The sequence below is a fragment of the Priestia sp. USM5 genome (assembly GCF_058323215.1).
In genome coordinates, this window is record NZ_JBSGKN010000001.1 from 529807 (window position 1) to 550317 (window position 20511).

The 20511-nt window shown below is 38.0% G+C and carries 22 protein-coding genes and 1 riboswitch; of the genes, 19 read left to right on the top strand and 3 right to left on the bottom strand.

The features are described from left to right. Positions 1 to 168 precede the first annotated feature (168 nt). Positions 169 to 858, top strand: a complete 690-nt coding sequence (locus ACWATA_RS02775; RefSeq protein WP_421544822.1) for a peptidoglycan DD-metalloendopeptidase family protein — start codon at positions 169 to 171, stop codon at positions 856 to 858. A gap of 31 nt (positions 859 to 889) precedes the next feature. Here the strand turns inward: ACWATA_RS02775 and serA are convergent, their stop codons facing one another. Further along, the gene (gene serA / locus ACWATA_RS02780; RefSeq protein WP_045292938.1) at positions 890 to 2464 is read right to left on the bottom strand and encodes a phosphoglycerate dehydrogenase; all 1575 of its coding nucleotides are present in this window, start codon (positions 2462 to 2464) and stop codon (positions 890 to 892) included. A gap of 299 nt (positions 2465 to 2763) precedes the next feature. Next, positions 2764 to 2907: riboswitch (FMN riboswitch) on the top strand. Between the two features lie 154 nt (positions 2908 to 3061). Here serA and ACWATA_RS02785 point away from each other — a divergent pair. Next, positions 3062 to 3637: an ECF transporter S component gene (locus ACWATA_RS02785; RefSeq protein ID WP_028411530.1), complete on the top strand. Its 576-nt coding sequence runs from the start codon at positions 3062 to 3064 to the stop codon at positions 3635 to 3637. 81 nt (positions 3638 to 3718) lie between these two features. On the opposite strand, the gene ACWATA_RS02790 is transcribed toward ACWATA_RS02785, so the two are convergent. Continuing rightward, entirely contained in the window at positions 3719 to 3967 is a 249-nt protein-coding gene (locus ACWATA_RS02790; protein ID WP_013059046.1) for a ferredoxin, read from the bottom strand. Positions 3968 to 4224: 257 nt separating this feature from the next. Between ACWATA_RS02790 and ACWATA_RS02795 the strand changes: the two genes are divergently transcribed. From ACWATA_RS02795 to ACWATA_RS02840, 10 genes are all read left to right on the top strand, one after another. Further along, on the top strand, positions 4225 to 5274 hold the full coding sequence (locus tag ACWATA_RS02795) for a YpbB family protein (RefSeq protein ID WP_048019801.1): 1050 nt from the start codon (positions 4225 to 4227) through the stop codon (positions 5272 to 5274). 23 nt (positions 5275 to 5297) lie between these two features. Then, on the top strand, positions 5298 to 6815 hold the full coding sequence (locus ACWATA_RS02800; protein WP_028411528.1) for a RecQ family ATP-dependent DNA helicase: 1518 nt from the start codon (positions 5298 to 5300) through the stop codon (positions 6813 to 6815). Next, complete coding sequence (locus tag ACWATA_RS02805; RefSeq protein WP_047749868.1) at positions 6815 to 7420, top strand: CPBP family intramembrane glutamic endopeptidase; 606 nt, start codon at positions 6815 to 6817, stop codon at positions 7418 to 7420. Before ACWATA_RS02800 ends, ACWATA_RS02805 begins: the two co-directional genes overlap by 1 nt. Before the next feature lie 88 nt (positions 7421 to 7508). Further along, positions 7509 to 7964 carry a DUF2663 family protein gene (locus ACWATA_RS02810; protein WP_275210735.1) on the top strand — a complete coding sequence of 152 codons (456 nt, stop codon included), beginning with the start codon at positions 7509 to 7511 and terminating at the stop codon, positions 7962 to 7964. A 54-nt stretch (positions 7965 to 8018) separates the two neighbouring features. Beyond that, the gene (locus ACWATA_RS02815) at positions 8019 to 8393 is read left to right on the top strand and encodes a hypothetical protein (RefSeq protein WP_421544824.1); all 375 of its coding nucleotides are present in this window, start codon (positions 8019 to 8021) and stop codon (positions 8391 to 8393) included. A 20-nt stretch (positions 8394 to 8413) separates the two neighbouring features. Beyond that, positions 8414 to 9181 carry a metallophosphoesterase gene (locus ACWATA_RS02820; protein WP_421544825.1) on the top strand — a complete coding sequence of 256 codons (768 nt, stop codon included), beginning with the start codon at positions 8414 to 8416 and terminating at the stop codon, positions 9179 to 9181. A gap of 107 nt (positions 9182 to 9288) precedes the next feature. After that, on the top strand, positions 9289 to 10200 hold the full coding sequence (locus ACWATA_RS02825) for a MerR family transcriptional regulator (RefSeq protein WP_028411523.1): 912 nt from the start codon (positions 9289 to 9291) through the stop codon (positions 10198 to 10200). Between the two features lie 127 nt (positions 10201 to 10327). Then, entirely contained in the window at positions 10328 to 10930 is a 603-nt protein-coding gene (locus ACWATA_RS02830) for a genetic competence negative regulator (protein WP_025750420.1), read from the top strand. 357 nt (positions 10931 to 11287) lie between these two features. Continuing rightward, positions 11288 to 12553, top strand: a complete 1266-nt coding sequence (locus tag ACWATA_RS02835; RefSeq protein WP_370506064.1) for a Glu/Leu/Phe/Val family dehydrogenase — start codon at positions 11288 to 11290, stop codon at positions 12551 to 12553. A gap of 132 nt (positions 12554 to 12685) precedes the next feature. Next, positions 12686 to 13657: a YpdA family putative bacillithiol disulfide reductase gene (locus tag ACWATA_RS02840; protein ID WP_028411522.1), complete on the top strand. Its 972-nt coding sequence runs from the start codon at positions 12686 to 12688 to the stop codon at positions 13655 to 13657. 19 nt (positions 13658 to 13676) lie between these two features. Here the strand turns inward: ACWATA_RS02840 and ACWATA_RS02845 are convergent, their stop codons facing one another. Then, complete coding sequence (locus ACWATA_RS02845) at positions 13677 to 14648, bottom strand: asparaginase (RefSeq protein ID WP_028411521.1); 972 nt, start codon at positions 14646 to 14648, stop codon at positions 13677 to 13679. Positions 14649 to 14846: 198 nt separating this feature from the next. Between ACWATA_RS02845 and prsW the strand changes: the two genes are divergently transcribed. The 7 genes from prsW to ACWATA_RS02880 all read left to right on the top strand — a co-directional run bounded on the left by prsW (position 14847) and on the right by ACWATA_RS02880 (position 20428). Next, positions 14847 to 15497 carry a glutamic-type intramembrane protease PrsW gene (prsW, locus tag ACWATA_RS02850; protein ID WP_028411520.1) on the top strand — a complete coding sequence of 217 codons (651 nt, stop codon included), beginning with the start codon at positions 14847 to 14849 and terminating at the stop codon, positions 15495 to 15497. A 145-nt stretch (positions 15498 to 15642) separates the two neighbouring features. Further along, complete coding sequence (gene sleB / locus ACWATA_RS02855; RefSeq protein ID WP_028411519.1) at positions 15643 to 16575, top strand: spore cortex-lytic enzyme; 933 nt, start codon at positions 15643 to 15645, stop codon at positions 16573 to 16575. A 17-nt stretch (positions 16576 to 16592) separates the two neighbouring features. Further along, on the top strand, positions 16593 to 17942 hold the full coding sequence (ypeB, locus tag ACWATA_RS02860) for a germination protein YpeB (protein WP_014458333.1): 1350 nt from the start codon (positions 16593 to 16595) through the stop codon (positions 17940 to 17942). Positions 17943 to 18096: 154 nt separating this feature from the next. Continuing rightward, a complete protein-coding gene (locus ACWATA_RS02865; RefSeq protein ID WP_421544826.1) occupies positions 18097 to 18762 on the top strand; it encodes a flagellar brake protein in 666 nt (221 codons plus the stop codon). Between the two features lie 68 nt (positions 18763 to 18830). Continuing rightward, positions 18831 to 19007 (top strand): YpfB family protein, encoded by a 177-nt coding sequence (locus ACWATA_RS02870; protein ID WP_013059030.1) that lies wholly within the window; start codon positions 18831 to 18833, stop codon positions 19005 to 19007. 162 nt (positions 19008 to 19169) lie between these two features. Further along, positions 19170 to 19844, top strand: coding sequence for a (d)CMP kinase (gene cmk / locus ACWATA_RS02875; protein ID WP_473049564.1), 675 nt, complete (start codon positions 19170 to 19172; stop codon positions 19842 to 19844). Further along, the gene (locus tag ACWATA_RS02880) at positions 19841 to 20428 is read left to right on the top strand and encodes a lysophospholipid acyltransferase family protein (protein ID WP_421544827.1); all 588 of its coding nucleotides are present in this window, start codon (positions 19841 to 19843) and stop codon (positions 20426 to 20428) included. Before cmk ends, ACWATA_RS02880 begins: the two co-directional genes overlap by 4 nt. Positions 20429 to 20511 lie beyond the last annotated feature (83 nt).

Below are 20511 nucleotides of genomic sequence, written 5' to 3' on the forward strand. Positions count from 1 at the left end.
CATGCTAAATAACAGTTTGTCTTCGGCTGAAATAATAAGAATAGCAAAGAGATGTGATTCATTGGAGAATCACATCTCTTTATTTTTTCTATAAACAAGTCTAAAAGAGAAGGAATTGGCATATAGTATGTTTTGTGTGCAATGATCTACATAGGAGGTTCTTTCTTCATGATTGACGTGTTAAGAAGAATATTGGTTGTATTAGTGATGGGATTGTGTATAGGTCTTTTATTTTTGGGCGGGCAAATGGTAAAGGCAGAAGAGAAGCAGTGGGAGTGGCCGGTTGAAGGAGTCTTAACTGATATATTTGGTTCTCGTCACGCCAAACACTTTGGAATCGATATAGCAGCACCTGTTGGTACACAGGTGTATGCTGTTGCAAAAGGAGTGGTGAGCCGCTCTTATTATTCAAATACATACGGGCAAGTTGTTTTTATCAAACAAACGAATGGATACGAAACGGTCTATGCTCATCTAGAGAAACGACTTGTTGCAGAAGGAAATTCTGTATCCGCAGGTCAAAACATTGGATGGGTTGGCAATACAGGACGATCTTCAGGTGCACATTTGCATTTTGAAGTTCATCAAGGAAGTTGGAATCCGGATAAAACCAATGCGGTAAACCCACTCGCCAAATTGGACAAGCAAAAACTATCGGCATACGTAAAAAACGATTTAGCTGCCACGGTTTTTCAGCAGTTACATCAGGCTTCTGATAACTGTATTCTTATCCATCAAGGAGATACATTATCTGAACTTGCGGCCAAATATGAAGTCGATGTGGAGCAGCTAAGAAAGTGGAATCATTTAGAGAACACCGCTTTAAATGCAGGACAAGTGTTAAAAATAAGTCCATAAAAAAAGAGCCGCTAAGGCTCTTTTTTCAATGTCACAACTCAATGCGCTGTATGGTCACGATTTCGCTTGTTTGTTTTAATGAATTGATGACAGAATCATCTAAAAGTTTATCAAACGTGAGCATCATAATGGCTTCTCCGCCTTTTTGCTTACGGCCCACTTGCATGGTAGCAATGTTAATACGTAAATCTCCAAGTACTTTCCCTACATTTCCAATAACTCCGGGCTGATCACTGTGACGGATATAAAGAAGATGTCCTTCTGGATAAAAATCAATATCAAACGAATCAATATTAACAATTCGAGGTCCATATCCTGCTATATAAGTGCCCGTAATCGTAAATGTACGCTGTTCGCCTGTTACTGTAACGTCAATTATATTAGAATATCCTTGCGTATCTTCCGATGTTTTTTCACCAAATGTAATTCCTCGTTCTTTGGCAATCATAGAAGCATTGACTTCGTTAACAGGTGAGTCAATACGATGGGTTAAAAAGCCTGATAACAAGCTCCGTGTAATATAAGTGGTTTCTAAATCCGTCACTGTACCTCCGTAGGAGATCGAGATATGCTGAACGGGTTCTCGCATGCATTGAGATAAAATAGCTCCCATTTGTTTAGTAAGGCTCGTAAACGGCTGAATTTTTTCAAAAACTTCTTTAGAAAGCGTTGGTAAATTAATGGATGAACTTACAGGATTACCTTCTAGAAAACGCAGAACGTCATGTGCCACGTCTTCAGCAACGTTAAGCTGGGCTTCTTTTGTAGAAGCTCCTAAATGGGGAGTTGTAATAACTTGATCAAAATGTAACAAAGGGTTATCAATCGGCGGTTCAACTTCAAATACGTCAATAGCTGCACCTTGAACATGGCCAATTTCTAAATAATGAACTAAGGCTTTTTCATCAATGATCCCGCCGCGTGCGCAGTTTAATAAAAATACACCCTTCTTTGTTTTGGCTAATGTTTCATGATTGAGCAATCCCTTGGTTTCTTTCGTAAGCGGAGTGTGTACGGTAATTACATCCGCTGCTGCTAGTAATTCATCCAGGGATAATAGTTCTACGCCTAGCTTTTCAGCTCGGGAAGAGGTTAAAAAAGGATCGTAAACGTGAACGCTCATATTGAAGGCTTTTGCGCGTTTAGCAAGCTCTGAGCCAATTCGTCCAAATCCGATAATGCCCAGGTGTTTGCGATTAAGCTCTGTTCCAACAAATGCTGAGCGGTTCCATTCGCGCGCTTTGACTGAAGCATTTCCTTGGGGGATATGCCGAAACAAGCTAGCCATCATAGCAAATGTATGTTCCGCCGTTGAAATGGTATTTCCGTTCGGCGCGTTAATAACGACAACCCCTCGTTTGGTTGAGGCTTCAATATCAATATTATCGACACCTACTCCAGCGCGAGCAACAATTTTTAAATTCGGCATTTTTGCCAGCAAATCCTCTGTAACCGTCGTAGCACTCCGTACTAAAAGCGCATCGTACGTATGCAAATCATTCTCAACTTCTTCAACTTTTTTTCGCGTAAGATTCACATGAGGAGCTTCGAGTAGTGGAGCAAGACCTTCATTGCTAATTGAATCAGCTACTAATACGTTATACATGACGTGAACATCTCCCTTGGATTTTACTATCATCAAATATTTGATAATTTACCATGTTAAAAAAATTCTGTCAATTATATTTTTTAAACTTTACAATTAGTTATCAAATACACAATTGTAAACGTAAAATTGAAACTATAAATATGTCATAATGCTGTTGGTTATGCACTTATTTCCTTATTTTACATATAAAACAGTAATGAAGTTTATAAAAGACATCAATTTAATAGGAATTAAAAAAACTTCTTTATTTACTTTTAATTCGAGATAACATATAATAAATTCATAATTAAATATTGGTCTATCTTCGGGGCAGGGTGAAATTCCCGACCGGCGGTAAAAAAACAAATTGTTTTGAGCCCGCGAGCTTATATGTAATACATACGAGCAGATTTGGTGAAATTCCAAAGCCGACAGTACAGTCTGGATGGGAGAAGGTGGAGGTTCAGCGTTCAAAACCTAATGTGATGAACGTTTATTAAATATGCCTGCCATGTCTCCTCTCAACGAATCATTTGTTGGGAGGTTTTTGCGTTGGGATATGAAGTTGAACCTTTCTTCTTTGAAGAGTGGATCACAAAGAAGGAGAGAGGCAAGATGCAACAAAGTAAGAAAACTCAAAAGCTGGTTATACTAGGAATGTTAAGCAGTATTGCTTACATTTTAATGATGATTAATTTTCCGATTCCTGGATTACCTCCGTTTTTAACAATTGATTTTAGCGAAATTCCTGCACTCGTAGCAGCACTTGTATTTGGACCTATGGCTGCTGTTATAGTAGAAGGAATAAAAAATTTATTGAATTATTTAATTCAAGGAAGTGCTACAGGGGTTCCGGTTGGTCAAGTGGCGAACTTTGTAGCTGGTTTACTGTTCGTTCTTCCTGTATCATATATGTTCCGTCGATTTAAAACAGCTAAAGGCGTAACGATAGGTTTGGTTACGGGTACGGTTGTAATGACGGTACTCATGGCTGTCTTAAATTATTATGTCTTTTTACCGGCGTATACAATCTTCTTACAATCGCCAGAAATGTCTAGTGAACAGGCCCGTCAATATATCGTTGCAGGTATTTTGCCGTTTAACTTAATAAAAGGAGCAGCAACAGGGGTTATTTTTGTCTTATTGTTTTCAAAAATGAAGCAATGGATCACGCGCCGCGTTGCTGTTTAATTCAATCGCTCTCCCGGGGAGAGCGATTTTTATATATAAAAAAACCTGCAGCATGTACTATACTACAGGTTTGTTCAATACTTATTCGAATTTATTAGCATCGCCTTCGAATTTTTCATCCGCTACGCGAATTGAATCCGTAGGGCAGCCTTCCATTGCATCCATCATATCATCTTCTAGATCTTCTGGAATTTCTACTACACCTTGGTTATCATCTAATGTTACGAATGCAATACCTTCATCATCATAATCATAAATGTCTGGTGCTGCTGCTCCGCAAGCGCCGCATGCGATGCAAGTATCTTTATCAACAATTGTATATTTTGGCATAACAAGACCTCCTGTAAAGTGTTCGAAAATTTCTTATTATATAATCTCTTCGCGAATCAAGAGTGAAATTTCTCCTTATTCATTGTAAAATGATTTATAAAACTTTTCAATAGAAAAGTCACTGAGAATGCTTATCAAATCAAGGTTTCTTCACTTATCCAAACGTTTTGATACATAAAGGAAAGAGCTAAAAAGCCTTTATCTCACATGCTATTGGTCACTTTTGGTACAATGAATGAGAAAGGAAGTTGACACCTTTGAATTATATTCAAGTTAGCATTTTATTTTGTATAAAACAGTTAAAAGGTGAGCGAACCGCCTATGGTATTTATCATTTATTAACAGGTAAAAAGTCAGCGCAAACAATTCAAGACGGAAAAATTTTTGGAATCTCTTTTCTTTTTCAGTCATTTCTTTACTTAGATAAACGGTCTTTTGAAACCTGCGTTGCATATTTAAAAGAACAGCAGTATATCGAAGAAACTGAAAATCAAAAGTATGTGATGACAGATAAGGGACGAACACGCCTTGAAGATGAACTGACGGCTCGGCCCTTTCATCCAGCTTTAGACGGATGGAAATTCGCAAGCAGTACTCAATTATTTTTAGCAAGAATCACTTTGTTCATTCAGACCTTATCAAACCTACAGTATTTTCAAAAAGGGTTTTTACCCATTTCCAAAAATCCTGAGGTCATTCAATGGGTCAAAACGTATATTATGTCTCAAAAGCAAACGCGTCAAGAGTTAGCCGCCGAGCTATTCAAAGAGCTCCGAACGTGCTTGAAAGATTGTACGGAACGGGATGCGTCTCTTTTTGTTTTGCAACTGACTGGATACGAAAGAGTAGGCTTTACAAAAAATCAGTTAGCATATCAATATGAACTCGATGAGCATTATGTGCATATTCAACTTTTAGGGGTTATTCATCATATCATTGAAAAAGTGAGTCAAAATAATGAAAGCTTTCATGTACTTTCTTCTTTTTTGCATGATCTATATTTAGAATTGCCTTTGACAAGCTCGACGTTAAAAACGTATAGCTGGCTTCAAAAAGGAAAGGCGCTTGAAGAAATTGCTTATATAAGGCGTTTAAAAGAAAGTACAATTGAAGATCATATTGCAGAATTAGCTCTGTTTGTTCCATCTTTTTCAATCGATGCATACGTATCGCCTAAGCAGCAGGAAGAAATTATCTCGGCTTTTGAAAGTTTGCGTACAAATAAATTAAAGGCGATAAAGGAAGAAGTAAAAGACGACGTTACCTATTTTCAGATTCGTCTCGTATTAGCAAAACATTTTACCTGATACTAAAAAAAGTGGTGTTTGATGTGAAGATAGAACAACTTCTACAGAAACAATTTGGCTATAGCCAATTTCGACTAGGACAAAAAGAGATTATTCAAGATATTTTAACAGGTCATAATGTGTTAGCGGTTCTTCCTACAGGAACAGGGAAATCATTGTGCTATCAGCTCCCCGCTTATGTGTTGAACCGACCGGTGCTGATTGTATCTCCTTTAATTTCACTGATGGAAGATCAAGTTCAACAACTAAAGGCAAGTGGAGAAAAGAGAGTTATTGCCTTAAATAGTTTCCTACAACAAGAAGAAAAAAGACGGGCGCTAAAAGATTTAGCTTTTTATCGTTTTATTTATGCATCTCCTGAAATTTTGCAAAACGCTGTTGTGGTAGAAGCATTAAAACAGGCAAAGGTAGGCCTTTTCGTTGTGGACGAGGCGCACTGTATTTCTCAGTGGGGACATGATTTCCGTTTGGATTATCTTCAGTTAGGAGATATATGGAAGGAACTTGGCAGTCCGCTATGTCTGGCACTAACAGGAACTGCGACTAGGGAAGTAGTGGAAGATATTAAGCGTTACTTATCGCTGCCTGCTGTCAACGAGCACATCTATTCCATGAATCGAAGTAATATTGCGATGAAAGTTGATTTTGTTGCAAGTATTGAAGAGAAAAAAGAGAAGTTGCTGATGTACGTTAGTGAACTGCAAAGTCCAGGAATTATCTATTGTTCCAGCCGATCTTGGACAGAAGCATTAACACAGCTTCTAAAGGAAAATGGGATACAGCGAGTGCAGTATTACCATGGGGGAATGGAACCGAATGAAAGAATGCTTGTTCAACAGCAATTTTTAGAAAATCAGCTGGATATCATTTGCTGCACAAGTGCATTTGGAATGGGGGTTAATAAATCGAATGTTCGCTTTGTTATTCATTTTCATACACCTACGCAGCTAGAAGCATACGTACAGGAAATTGGAAGAAGTGGACGCGATCAGCAAAACAGTATTGCGATTTTGCTTTATGCTGAAGGAGACGATGATTTTGCTCATTCTTTACTTGAAATTGAGCTTCCTTCTTCAGATATCATCTTATACTGCCTGTCGTATTTACGAAATCATGATCAGGCCATTCCTTTAAAACAAGTAGAGTCTCATTTTCTTTATACAGTGGGTATTCAAGAAACACATTGGCGATTTATTCGTTATTATTTGTACAGAGAAAATGTAGTGGAAAATGAACATGTTGAACCTAGGAAAATCCCTGAATCGCTGCATGAAACGATTGTTGCAGCTGTAAATAAACGTCTTCGAAACAAACATGACAAGTACCGTGCGATGAAGGAGTTTATTGAGGCAAAAGAATGCCGTCGTCAGGTGCTGCTTGGCTATTTCAATGAGCTAGGAAAATCAGAGCTTCAGAATTGTTGCGATTGCTGCGGATTGGATTTAGAAGCCTATAAAAAAACAAATGGTGAGCAAGAGCAATGGACATTTCAAGGCTGGGAATTAGAATTAGCTCGTTTGCTTCGTCAAGGAGAGATATAATGGCAAAGTCACAGCAAGAGCTTATTTCATCCATGACGGATGCAGAGCTGGTTAAAAATTTATATGTAACGCAGCTGCTCATCTGCTTTATTGCTTTAGGCATCGGTTTTTTCACATTTGATTCGTGGCATTCCTTTTTACAGTTTTTTGAGCTGGATTGGGCTTCTATTTTATTGTACGGGGGAGGTACAGCTCTCTTGGTAGTAGGAGGAGATATGCTTCTAATGAAGTGTGTACCCGAGCATTTATATGATGACGGAGGGATTAATGAACGTTTATTTGCTAATCGTTCCATTCCTCATCTAGCCCTTATTTGCCTAATCGTTGCATGTTCAGAAGAAATATTATTTCGAGGGGTTATACAAGTTCAGTTCGGCCTTTTTTGGGCGAGTATCGTATTTGCACTCGTTCACATTCGATATTTAAAAAAGTGGTTTCTTTTTATTTCGGTTGTGGTTTTAAGCTTTTTAATAGGGTTGCTGTTTTGGTGGACTGAAAATTTGTATGTCACGATTTTCACTCATTTTCTCATTGATTTTTTATTAGGCCTGCAGATACGAAAGTCAAAAGGGAAATCTGTACAGCCAGAAGAACTCATGCAGTAAAGGTTAAGGAAACAGCCATTATTTTCAGTGTTATCCACATAATCTTTTATATTCACTCATATGTTGTACTAGCATACGAGGGGGTGGAATGTTGGAAAACAAGTTGATAGACTTTGAAAGCGATGAAACACTTCAATATATATTAGCGAGCGTTATCAAAAGAAAAGAGACGGTTAATAAGCTGAAAGCTAAAGAGAAAAGATGGAAGCTTTTGTTTTTAGCCAGCTTAACGGCTGTTATTAGCTACTTTTTTTTCATATTTCAAAGCGGTTTTTTTACGACGTTTAGCGAATTTTTCTCATTTTTGTTAGGTAACATAGGGCATTTGATGTTTCTATTGTTCACCGTCTCCCTTTATTTTTATACTGTACAGCTGCAGAAAAAAAGCGAGAAAGCGGAAAAGACTTTTCAAGACTTGCGCTGTGAGATTATTAAAAGAAGCAAAGAGCTATGGGCGACGCCTGAAACATGGGAGAACCGAAAAGAAACGTTCCGCTGGATGCAGTCCACTTATGGAATTAATTTATATCATGAAAATAAATAGAATCGCATGAAAAAGCCTCTTTTTACATAGAAGTTTAGTGAAGGGGGTTTTTTTGTGAGAGATTGGTTTAACTTGCTGGGTGCGTGGTTATGCAGTTATTATATCAGCAGTTTAACGGCTGTAGGCTCAAAAGCTTCGTTAACCTATTTACTTATTCAAATGATTTTACATCCGTTAGATGTGTTTGGTATTATAATCTTATTTTTCACGGCTCTTTTTTGTCTGTCGGCGGCAGTTCGTAAAGTGTTTCTGCAAAGTCGGTTGTTTCTAAAAGGCTATAAGGTAAAATGGCATGAATATCTTGTTTCATGTCTATGTGTGATAGGAGTTTTATCGTTAAGTACAGTTGCGCTTTATCAAGTAGTAGGTTTGTTAACAATTGCGACAATTTATGCCCTTTCTTCTTTAACAGAAACACACCGTGTATAAAATGAAAAGAAGGAGAATATATGGTTATTTCTTTAATTATTTTAGCGTTAGGCATAGGCCTGCTGATTTTTATGTTTTCGGAAGCTCATCGTACATATGTAGAAGAAAGAACGATTCATTTATCAACATTTCCCGGAAATCAGCAGCCTTTACGCCTGTTTTTTATATCGGATGTACATAAGCGAACAGTTTCGTCGAAGCTGTTGGAAAAAATACCTGGTGAAGTAGATTTTGTGATCATAGGCGGTGACTTACTAGAAGGAGGAGTACCTTTATTGCGTGCTCGTCAAAATATTCAAAAGCTTAAAACGCTTGGACCGGTCTATTTTGTATGGGGAAATAATGATTACGAAGTAAGTCAAGTGCAATTGAAGCAGATGCTTAAGGATGAGGGAGTTATTACCCTTAAAAACGAGCATGTCTCTGCAGTTTCTAAACATGGTACTACATGCAATTTTGCGGGAGTAGATGATTTATCCGAAGGTGAGATGGATCTAAAGCGAGCTGTTTCTTCCATTGAACCTGACCAGCTTACCATTCTTCTAAGCCACAATCCTGATGTTATCTATTATGTAGATGAAAAATCAAAAGTAGATTTAATTTTGAGCGGACATACACACGGAGGACAGATACGCTTATTTAATTTTGGTATGTATGAATTAGGAGGGCTGAAAGAGAAAAGACAGATTCCTCTTTTTGTTAGTAATGGATATGGTACAACCTCCCTGCCTCTCCGTTTACAAGCTAGAGCACAAACGCATTATATCACTTTAAAAAGGAAAGAATAGCCTTGAACAAACTCTTTACATAGCATATACAAATTTTACACACAGGATAACTTATCCTATAATTCAATTAATAGAAACAGTTCACGAAGAGTAGTTGGAGGTTACGTATGGCTCACGAAGGGAAGTATAATATTAAAGCCATCTCAAATATGGTCGGGATCCAGCCGGGAACTTTGCGTGCATGGGAACGACGCTATCAAATTTTAAATCCTGTCCGCAATGAATCGGGGCATCGGTTATATACAGAGGAAGATTTGCGGAAATTAAAATGGCTCACGGAAAAAGTGAGCGGAGGTTTTACGATTAGTCAAGCGGTTTCGTTATTAGAAACGGAAAGTAGTACAGTAGGAGCGTTTGAAGAAGAAGGAGAAGTAGATTCCCCTCAGAAAATTAGGGATGAGCTGTTAACGATGCTTCTATCTTTTGAAGAAGGAAAAGCACAGGATTTAATTAATCATGCGTTTAGCCTGTATTCGGTAGAAAAAGTGGTTATTGATATTTTGGGTTCTCTACTCGTGACGGTTGGAGATATGTGGGAAAAAGGGCAAATCACAAGTGCTCATGAGCATTATACGACTCAAGTATTAAAAACGCGTATCAGCATGATTTTTTATTCGCTGCCTTCAAATGGCTTATTGCCTAAAGCGATTGCTGTATGTGGGCCTAATGAGACACATGAAGTTGGACTTCTAGTCTTTACGCTATTTTTACGCCGTAAAGGGTTTGAGGTTATTTATTTAGGAAGCAGCATTGAAGATAAAGATGTTGAGCTAATTGTTAAAGAAGTAGACCCAACGTTTTTATTTATGTCATGCACAATGATGGAAAATGCCGAGAAAACACTGAATTTGACGAACCAAATGATAAAGAAATTCCCGCATCTTAAAGTAGGATTAGGCGGTTATGTGTTTGATGGTTTAGATAGCAAAAGAAAAGGCGAGGCTCAGCCGTTTATTTTAGGAAATACAAAAGAAGAGTGGAACAGCTGGCTAACAAAAAAATTAGCAGAAATTGATTGAGAATAGCTTGTCTTTCCTTTCATAAACCTGTAAACTCGTAAGTAAACATCACGAACCGTTTTCCAAAAAATACATATACTGCATTATCGAACCATGTGGTTATGAGTGCAAGCGGGGAGGGACGCTAATGAGGCTTGAACGATTAAACTATAATAAGCTAAAAGTTTTTTTGACCTACGATGATTTAAAAGAAAGAGGGTTAACAAAAGAAGATCTATGGACAGATACATTCAAAGTAAAACAGCTCTTTCGTGAGATGATAGAGCAAGCTTCTCAAGAACTGAACTTTGAACCTACAAATTCTCTTTCGGTAGAAGTTTTTTCACTTCAAGCACAGGGAATGGTTGTATTTGTGACAAAGCAGTATGAAGAAGAAACTAGCTACGGTGAGTTCGATGAAGACGAGTTCGAGGACTTCATTGAAATGCAGGTCATGCTAGATGAAAGCGAAGACATGTTTTTTGAGTTTGATTCATTTGAAGATGTCATTCAGCTGACCAAGCGCATGTCAAACTTTTACGATACGGATAGCGTGCTCTATTCATTCGAAAAACGTTTTTACGTGCTGTTGGATTATCACATGCTGTCACCGGCTGAAGTTGGGAATATGATTGCGGTTTTGGCGGAGTATGGAAATCCCTCTACAATTACAAAGCACCGCGTAAATGAATATGGAAAAATATTAGTAGAAAAGAGAGCTCTGGAGTATATTAACTCTGTCTTTTCTTAACTGTTTAATTGAAATAATTACACCCGTGAAGGATAAAGCACTTTTATTAAAATAAGAGTGGCTGCACTTTCAGCTTGTACAAAGTTGTTGAAAGTGCTCTTTATCACCGGGTGTTTTTTATTTTTTTAAGACGATTAACGCATACTAGGAAAGAGGCAGACTTAAAACATTGTAGCATACCTTGTAAAGTTATTGGAAGCGTTTTCTTGGGAGAACACAAAAAATACTAAAAGTTCGATATTTTCCTTTGCAATGTAAAACTAAGGGTGTATACTATGTCATGAAAGAAGCACCATTCAATTAAAAACGAATAATTTTCGATACATTTTAGGAGGTTTACAGATGGTAGCCGACAAGATGCAAGACAGTAAAAATAGTCAAGAAGAGAAGCATGATGTTTTAAAATCTACACAAACAGTGATACATAAAGCGTTAGAAAAACTAGGCTATCCTGATGAAGTGTATGAACTATTAAAAGAGCCATTACGAATGATGACAGTAAAAATTCCTGTTCGTATGGATGACGGATCAGTTAAGATTTTTACAGGTCACCGAGCGCAGCATAACGATGCAGTTGGTCCTACGAAAGGTGGAATTCGTTTTCACCCAAACGTAACTGAAAAAGAAGTAAAAGCTCTATCTATATGGATGAGTTTAAAATGTGGAATCGTTGACCTTCCTTACGGTGGAGGAAAAGGTGGAATTGTTTGTGATCCTCGAAATATGTCTTTTGGAGAATTAGAGCGTTTAAGCCGCGGATATGTTCGTGCGATTAGCCAAATTGTTGGACCAACAAAGGATATTCCAGCGCCGGATGTGTTTACAAATTCACAAATTATGGCTTGGATGATGGATGAATACAGCCGGATTGATGAATTTAACTCGCCTGGCTTTATTACTGGAAAGCCCCTTGTCTTAGGTGGTTCGCACGGCCGTGAAACAGCGACTGCAAAAGGAGTAACTATTTGTATTCGTGAAGCAGCGAAAAAACGAGGCATTGAATTACAAGGTGCACGGGTAGTAGTACAAGGGTTTGGAAATGCAGGAAGCTTTTTAGCTAAGTTCATGCACGACGCTGGTGCTAAAATTGTAGGGATATCTGATGCATACGGAGCGCTGCATGATCCTAATGGTTTAGACATTGATTATTTATTAGATCGACGCGATAGCTTTGGTACAGTAACGAAATTATTCAATAATACTATCAGCAACAAAGAGCTGCTTGAACTTGACTGTGACATCCTGGTTCCAGCTGCGATTGAAAATCAAATTACAGAAGAAAATGCCCATAACATTCAAGCGAGTATTGTGGTGGAAGCAGCAAATGGACCAACAACTCTTGAAGCAACGCGCATCTTGTCAGAGAGAGGGATTTTATTAGTTCCAGACGTTTTGGCAAGTGCTGGCGGTGTAACAGTCTCTTATTTTGAATGGGTGCAAAATAACCAAGGTTATTATTGGACGGAAGAAGAAGTAGAAGAAAAGCTTGAAAAAGTAATGGTGAAATCATTTAATAACATCTACGAAACTTCTACAACTCGAAAAGTCGACATGCGTCTAGCTGCTTATATGATAGGCGTAAGAAAAATGGCAGAAGGCTCTCGATTCAGAGGCTGGATTTAAAAACAGAACAGCAGAACAGCAGAACAATTGCGTAAATAGAAAAAATCTCCTATCATTAATGAGGAGATTTTTTTGTTTTACACTGCGTTAAAATAAAAAAAAGGTGCGTTTACAACTGAAGGAGTGACAGGCATGAAGAAAGAAAAAGTAATTATTGTTGGCGGAGGACCATGCGGGCTTTCAGCAGCTATTGAGCTTCAACATACAGGTATTGATGCCCTTGTAATTGAAAAAGGCAATATTGTGAATGCAATTTATAACTATCCGACCCACCAAACGTTTTTTAGTTCAAGTGAAAAACTAGAAATTGGGGATGTCCCTTTTATTACCGAAAATCGTAAGCCTGTGCGCAACCAAGCTCTTGCTTACTACCGAGAAGTGGTGAAGCGCAAGCAAGTTCGAATTCAGCCGTTTGAACGTGTCTTGCAAGTAGACAAACAAGCGGAAAATCAAATTATTGTCACAACATCCAAAGAGACATATGAAGCGGAGAATGTCATTATAGCTACGGGCTATTACGATCATCCTAATTATATGAATGTTCCTGGTGAAGATTTATCAAAGGTATTTCATTATTTCAAAGAAGCGCATCCGTATTTTGATAAAGATGTAGTCGTTATAGGCGGAAAAAACTCTAGCGTCGATGCAGCTCTGGAATTGGTGAAGTGTGATGCAAGGGTGACGGTTATTTATCGTGGCTCAGATTACTCCCCTAGCGTAAAACCTTGGATATTGCCTGAATTTGAAGCGCTGGTTCGAAATGGAACGATTGGGATGCATTTTAACGCTCATGTAACAAAGATAACGGATGAAGCAGTAACATATGAGCAGGAAGGGAAAGAATTTACGATTAGTAACGATTTCGTTTTTGCCATGACTGGCTATCACCCTGATCACTCGTTTTTAACAAAAATGGGTGTGGAATTAGATGATGAAACAGGCCGCCCTTCTTTTACCGAAGAGACGATGGAAACAAACGTGGAAGGAATTTATATCGCTGGTGTGATTGCTGCAGGAAACAATGCTAATGAGATTTTTATTGAAAATGGACGTTTTCATGGGAAATCAATCGCTTCTCATATTATCAACAAAAACAACGCATAGGCTTCTATGCGTTGTTTTACTAATGATTAAATAGCTGCTGCAGCTCATCATGATTCGTTGTTACTTGGAGAGCAACCAACAGTTTAATGCGTGCTTTAGGACCATTTAAGCCATTTGAAAAAATAACGCCCATCTCTTTTAACAGCTTGCCACCGCCTTCATACCCATATACATCTTGAGCAATTCCATTAAAACAGCGAGAAACGAGCACGATGGGTATCTTTCGCTTCAAAAGCAATTGAATTCCTGGAATGGTGAGAGGAGGCAGATTTCCTTGACCGAGGGCTTCAATTACAAGTCCGTCAACATTCATTGAAGCCACTGCTTGAAATAAATGGTCGTCCATTCCTGCATAAGCTTTTAATAAAGTGATTTGTTTATCTATTTGATTAACAGGATAAAATTCATGTTCTGTAGGCATGTGGTGAAAAGATACGCCGCGTTTTGTGATTAATCCTATTGGCCCGTACTGAGGGCTTTGAAATGTCGCCACGTTGCTTGTGTGGGTCTTGGTCACATTTTCAGCGGTATGAATTTCATCGTTCATCACAACTAAGACACCTTTTCCTTTTGCCCCGTCACTAATAGCCACCCGAACCGCAGATATAAAATTATAAGGACCGTCTGAACCGATTTCATTGCTTGATCTCATAGCTCCAGTTAAGACAATTGGAATATCTGTATGCACTGTTAAATCTAAAAAATAAGCGGTTTCTTCCAGCGTGTCCGTGCCGTGGGTTAACACGACTGCATCAATTTTGCCTTCATTAATTTTATCGCGTATTTTTTTTGAAAGTATAAGCATTTCCTTAGGAGTAATGTGAGGAGAAGGCAGATGAAATGCTTCTTCTACGATTACATTGGCCATACCTGAAACAGATGATGTTGAGCGGTGAAGCGGGTTTTGAATATCTGGTGCTACCGCTCCAGTTGCCATGTCTTCTTTCATCGAGATTGTGCCGCCGGTGTGAAGAATATAAACAGTTTTCATAGAGAGCTCCTTTCAATTTTTCGTATAAGTATGATACATTTTTTGGTATACTTGTTTAAGGTCTTTGTTAGGCTTTGTAAATCGACAGCAAGTTATGTGAGCATTTACATATAAAGATAAGGACATTATAGACGGAGATTTTCATCCTAAAGATAACATGTTACTATTAAAAAAAATAGAGGAGATGAGGCGCTATTTATGTTGGCGATTGTATCTGCAGGCATTGCGCCAGGATTGGCATTGTTAAGTTTTTTTTATTTGAAAGATGAATATGAAACTGAGCCTATTTCAATGGTATTAAAAACATTTATTTTTGGAGCAATGCTTGTTTTGCCAATTATGTTTATTCAATATGTATTTGGTGAAGAACACGTTTTTCAATCACCTTTTCTTGAAGCATTTTTTACGACAAGCTTTTTAGAAGAATTTTTCAAATGGTTCATTTTATATTTCACGATTTATCAGCATGTGGAATTTGATGAGCATTACGATGGAATTGTTTACGGGGCAGCTGTTTCATTAGGTTTTGCTACCGTTGAAAATATTTTATATTTATTTGCAAATGGTTTAGAATCAGCGCTAGGAAGAGCCATTTTACCCGTATCTAGTCATGCTTTATTCGGCGTCATTATGGGGTATTATTTAGGAAAAGCAAAGTTTTCTGAAGGAAAGGAAAAAACGAAGTGGACGCTGTATTCCGTATTTGCGCCGCTCATTTTACATGGAACATATGATTATATTTTAAAAACAATGGATCATTGGGTATTTATTATTATTCCATTTATGATTTATTTATGGTGGCTGGCATTAAGAAAAGTAAAAAAGGCCAAACAGCCATCGATTGTCTAGGCTCAGCTTGTAAATCTTTTTTGAGAGATTTACGAGCTGAGTTTTTTCATTTCGGTAAATTTTGCGCATCTTGTATAAAAAAACAACCTTTACAAAAAATACTCCTATCATCTTATCAGTTACATACGATGTAGGAGGTTTTGTCATGTTATCATTTCGATGTTTTAAAAAGTATGCATGTCTCATATGCATATGTTCATTTATTGCAGCGTCCGTTGTGAGTCCAAAGGCCGCTCACGCGTTTTCAAATCAAGTCATTCAGCACGGAGCAGTTGGAGATGACGTTATTGAGCTGCAGTCGAGACTTCAGTATTTAGGTTATTATAACGGGAAAATTGACGGTGTATTTGGATGGAGCACATACTGGGCACTGCGCAATTTTCAATATGAATTTGGCATTAAAAAGATTGACGGTTTAGCAGGCTGGCAAACAAAGATTAAATTAGCTAACGCAACAAAATATCACGAAAGCTATGTGAAAAATCAAATTAGAAAAGGCAATAAGTTTACGCACTATGGCGGTAAGCCTCTTGATCAGCAGTCTAAAGGAAGCGGTAGCAGTGGAAAAAGCAGCGGGAACAATGGTCAGCAAAAAGCACAAAGCGGATCTTCTCAAGCAAAAAAACCTGCCAGTCAGCCGCAGCGTAATACGTCTAAAGGAAATTCTGAACAACAGAAAGAAAAAGCACAAAAGCCAACAGCGGTGAATGTACCGAGCGGGTTTTCACAAAATGATATTCAGCTCATGGCAAATGCTGTGCATGGTGAAGCGCGGGGTGAACCATATAATGGCCAAGTAGCCGTAGCGGCCGTTATTTTAAACCGAGTTAACAGTCCGTCATTTCCAAATACAGTCGCTGGAGTTATTTTTGAACCGCGTGCATTTACTGCCGTAGCAGATGGGCAAATTTGGCTTGAACCCAATCCAACATCTAAAAAAGCGGTTATGGATGCGATTAACGGATGGGATCCTACTGGGAATGCTATTTATTACTTTAATCCGGATACAGCAACAAGCGCATGGATTTGGTCACGTCCTCAAATTAAGCAAATCGGGAAACACATTTTCTGTCGATAAAGAGAGGTGAAGGAAACATGATTCGAACAATTTTAATTGTATTATTAGCTATTGGTGTTGTAGGTGTAGGGTATTGGGGGTACAGCGAACATCAAGAAAAAGATGCTGTGCTGCTTCAAGCGGAGAATACGTATCAACGAGCATTTCATGATTTGTCGTATCAGCTAGATTTATTAAATGATAAAATCGGTGGCACGCTTGCCATGAGTTCGAGAGATCAGCTTTCGCCCGCGCTTGCAGAAGTATGGCGTTTAACTTCTGAAGCTCATAACAATGTAGGACAGCTACCTTTATCGCTTTTACCGTTCAATAAAACAGAAGAGTTTCTTTCAGATGTTGGTGACTTTACGTACAAAGTGGCGGTAAGGGATTTAAGCAAATCTCCCCTAACAGATAAAGAGTATAAAACGTTAAATTCGCTTTATGATCAGTCAGGCGAAATTCAAAATGAAATGCGCCAAGTACAGCATCTAGTCATTGATAATAACTTGCGCTGGATGGATGTTGAGCTAGCTCTAGCCACAAAAGAAAAGCAAGGGGACAATACGATTATTGACGGATTAAAAACCGTTGAAAAAAGTATGGATTCTTTTGCCGAAACAGATTTAGGCGTTATGAATGCAACGAATGAACAGGAAAAAAACGCTTTTCATCAATTAAAAGGTAGAGAAGTTAGTGAAGATGTTGCCAAACAAGTGGCGCGTTCGTTTTTGAATTTAAAAGGAAATGAACAAATTCATATTGTAAAGAGCGGAAAAGATGCCGACTATGAGGTGTACAGCTTAACCATTACAGATCCAAAGACTAAACAAGAGACTTATATGGATATTACCCAAAAAGGTGGATATCCGCTTTGGGTGCTCGAAGATCGAGATATTAAAAAACAAAATATTAGTTTAAACGATGCTATGAACAAAGCGACTAAGTTTTTAAAAGATCATCGTTTTGAAAGCCTAGTGATGGCTGAAAGCGCTCAATACGATAACATGGGAGTCTTTACATTCGTAGAGCAAACGGAAAGTGGAGTTCGGATTTATCCGGATTCAGTTAAAATGAAAATGTCTTTAGAAGATGGATCTGTGATTGGATTCTCAGCTAAAGACTTCTTATTAAAACATCGTACAAGAGATATTCCAAAACCTAAAATTTCGAAAGAACAGGCAAAAACCAAGCTGAACTCGAATGTAAAAGTGATGGAAGACCGCTTGGCAATTATTACAAATGATTTAAACGAAGAAGTGCTATGCTATGAGTTTTTAGGGACAATTAAAAATGATACGTATCGTATTTTTATCAATGCCGATACGGGTTTTGAAGAGAAAGTCGAAAAACTGCAAAACTCAGAACCTTTATATAATGAAGTATAAAGCTGAGAAATCGGTGTCTATAGACACCGGTTTTTTTGTGTTGTATAAGTTTTTTTGAGTCTAAATGACTAATTTTTATTTACAAAATAAATATATTTGACTATGTTTAAATAAAGGGAGAAAGTGTATATAGTGGAACTGAAGGAGAGAGAAGATGATAAAAGCGGGAATGAGGTTGACGTTAGAGAGCGGGCACAGAGAGTCTACCTTACAACAAACGTATCGATGTAAGGTAGTTGAGTTTACGGAAGACGTGATTTATATTAGCTATCCGCTAAATGAAGAAACGCAGCGAAGTGCTTTTTTACTAAAAGGTACAAAATTGCTGGCTACGTTTATTGGATATAATCAAAATGTATATACCTTTCCAACTGAAGTAACAGGACGCGAAATAAAAGGCATGCCTGTTGTGAAGCTCTTTTACCCGGGCGATAAAAAGTTAAAGTCCATCCAAAGAAGAAATTTTTTCCGTGTGCCGCTTACAGTGAAGGCGGTGATAGAAAGTGAACAAGAACAGCAGGCCGTAATGGAAATCATGACTAAAAACATCAGTGCAGGTGGCATAGCCGGCTCCTTCCATCATTCGCTGCTTTTTAATGAGAAAGATTCCGTTGTTGTACGATTAAGTCTTCCTAATCGTGAGGGAACTTTGCAGCATCTTGAATTAAAAGGGGAAGTTGTACGAATTACCGCCCCGACTTCCTGTAAAGTAGGTCAGCTATCTATTAAATTTATGGACATTGAAAAACAAACGAAAGAAATGATGATTCGTTATACCTTAAAGCGTCAGCTCGACCTAAGGAGAAAAGGTCTTCTTTAGCGTATAAAAAAAACTTCTCTTTCCTAAACTGTAAGCAAAGGTATTACTTCTTACAAAAGGAGAAAAAGATGAATCGAATAGAACGAATTTTAATTAAATTAGTGGTTATTCAATTTGTGTTTTTAATAATTGCCCAATGTATTTTACTATCTAGCAGTCACAGTACATATTTCTCAAAGGTCATTCAGTATGAGGGAGTTAGCAAAAATAATTTTAATAAAATTATTGAAACATTCGACCAGTAGTCGGACGTATGGTAGAATAACTAGGAAAGAAACATGGAGTGAACACCAGGCAGGAGAAGACCCCCTGCTCTTTTTTTCGTTTATAAACGTTTCATATAAAATGGCTCATTGTATAAAAGATGAAAGTGGTTTGTTCCTGTTTTGAAATTAAGGGAGGCACTTATGGAAAAACAAATTTCAATCGCGATTGACGGTCCTGCAGCTGCTGGGAAAAGTACAGTGGCAAAGATTATAGCAGAAACCTTATCATATATTTATGTTGATACAGGAGCGATGTATCGTGCTCTAACGTATCAAGCGCAGAAAAACCAGGTGGATTTGCAAAATGAAGAAGAGCTATTGCATTTGCTTAATGAAACAGTAATCGATTTAAAACCGTCTGAATCTGGGCAGGTAGTCATCTTAAATGGACAGAATGTTACAAGTGAAATTCGTTCCGCAGAAGTAACTAACTCTGTATCCATCGTAGCGAAACATCGTGCAGTTCGTGAAGAGATGGTAGCGAGACAGCAGGGCCTTGCTAAAGATGGAGGCGTTGTAATGGATGGACGTGATATCGGTACACACGTGCTTCCTCAGGCAGAAGTCAAAATCTTTTTATTAGCGTCTGTGGATGAAAGAGCACAGCGACGCCATGATGAAAACATAAAAAAAGGTTTTGAATCAGATTTAGAGCGTTTAAAAGAAGAAATTGCCCGCAGAGACAAGCTGGACTCTGAGCGTGAAGTAGCACCTCTTAAAAAAGCTGAAGATGCAATTGAAATCGATACAACTTCCTTATCGATTGAAGGAGTTGTAGAAAAAATACTTTCTATTACAAACGAAAGGATTGGATGATTTTGAGCTTTTATATGTTTGCACGTGGCATTGTAAAAGGTATTTTAACACCAGTTTATCGTTATGAAGTAATCGGTGCAGAAAATATCCCTTCAGAAGGCGGAGTTTTGCTTTGTTCAAATCATATTGACAACTTAGATCCGCCTACGGTAGGTGTGACATGTCCAAGGCCTATTTCGTTTATGGCAAAAGCAGAGCTGTTTAAAGCACCTTTTCTGAAGACGGTTCTGCCAAAGTTAGAAACGTTCCCTGTAAAGCGGGGGATGGCAGATCGTGAAGCTTTGCGCCAAGGGTTAAAGATTTTAAAAGAAGGAAAAGTGCTTGGATTATTTCCAGAAGGAACAAGAAGTAAAGATGGAAAATTAGGAAAAGGAATGGCTGGAGTAGGCTTTTTTGCTTTGCGTTCAAAAGCAGCTGTTGTTCCTTGTGCTGTTATTGGTCCATATAAGCGTTTTGCAAGGTTAAAAGTAGTGTACGGACCGCCAATTCAGATGGATGAACTTCGTGAACGAAAGGCATCAGCCGAGGAAGTAACCGAAGTTATTATGAAAAACATTGGTGAATTAATTGAAAAATATCAATAGTTTGTAACCTTATGACTTGACAAAAGATTCTATTTATTAGAAGTTAGTAACAAAGAGAGTTTTTTCTATACAGAGCTATATAC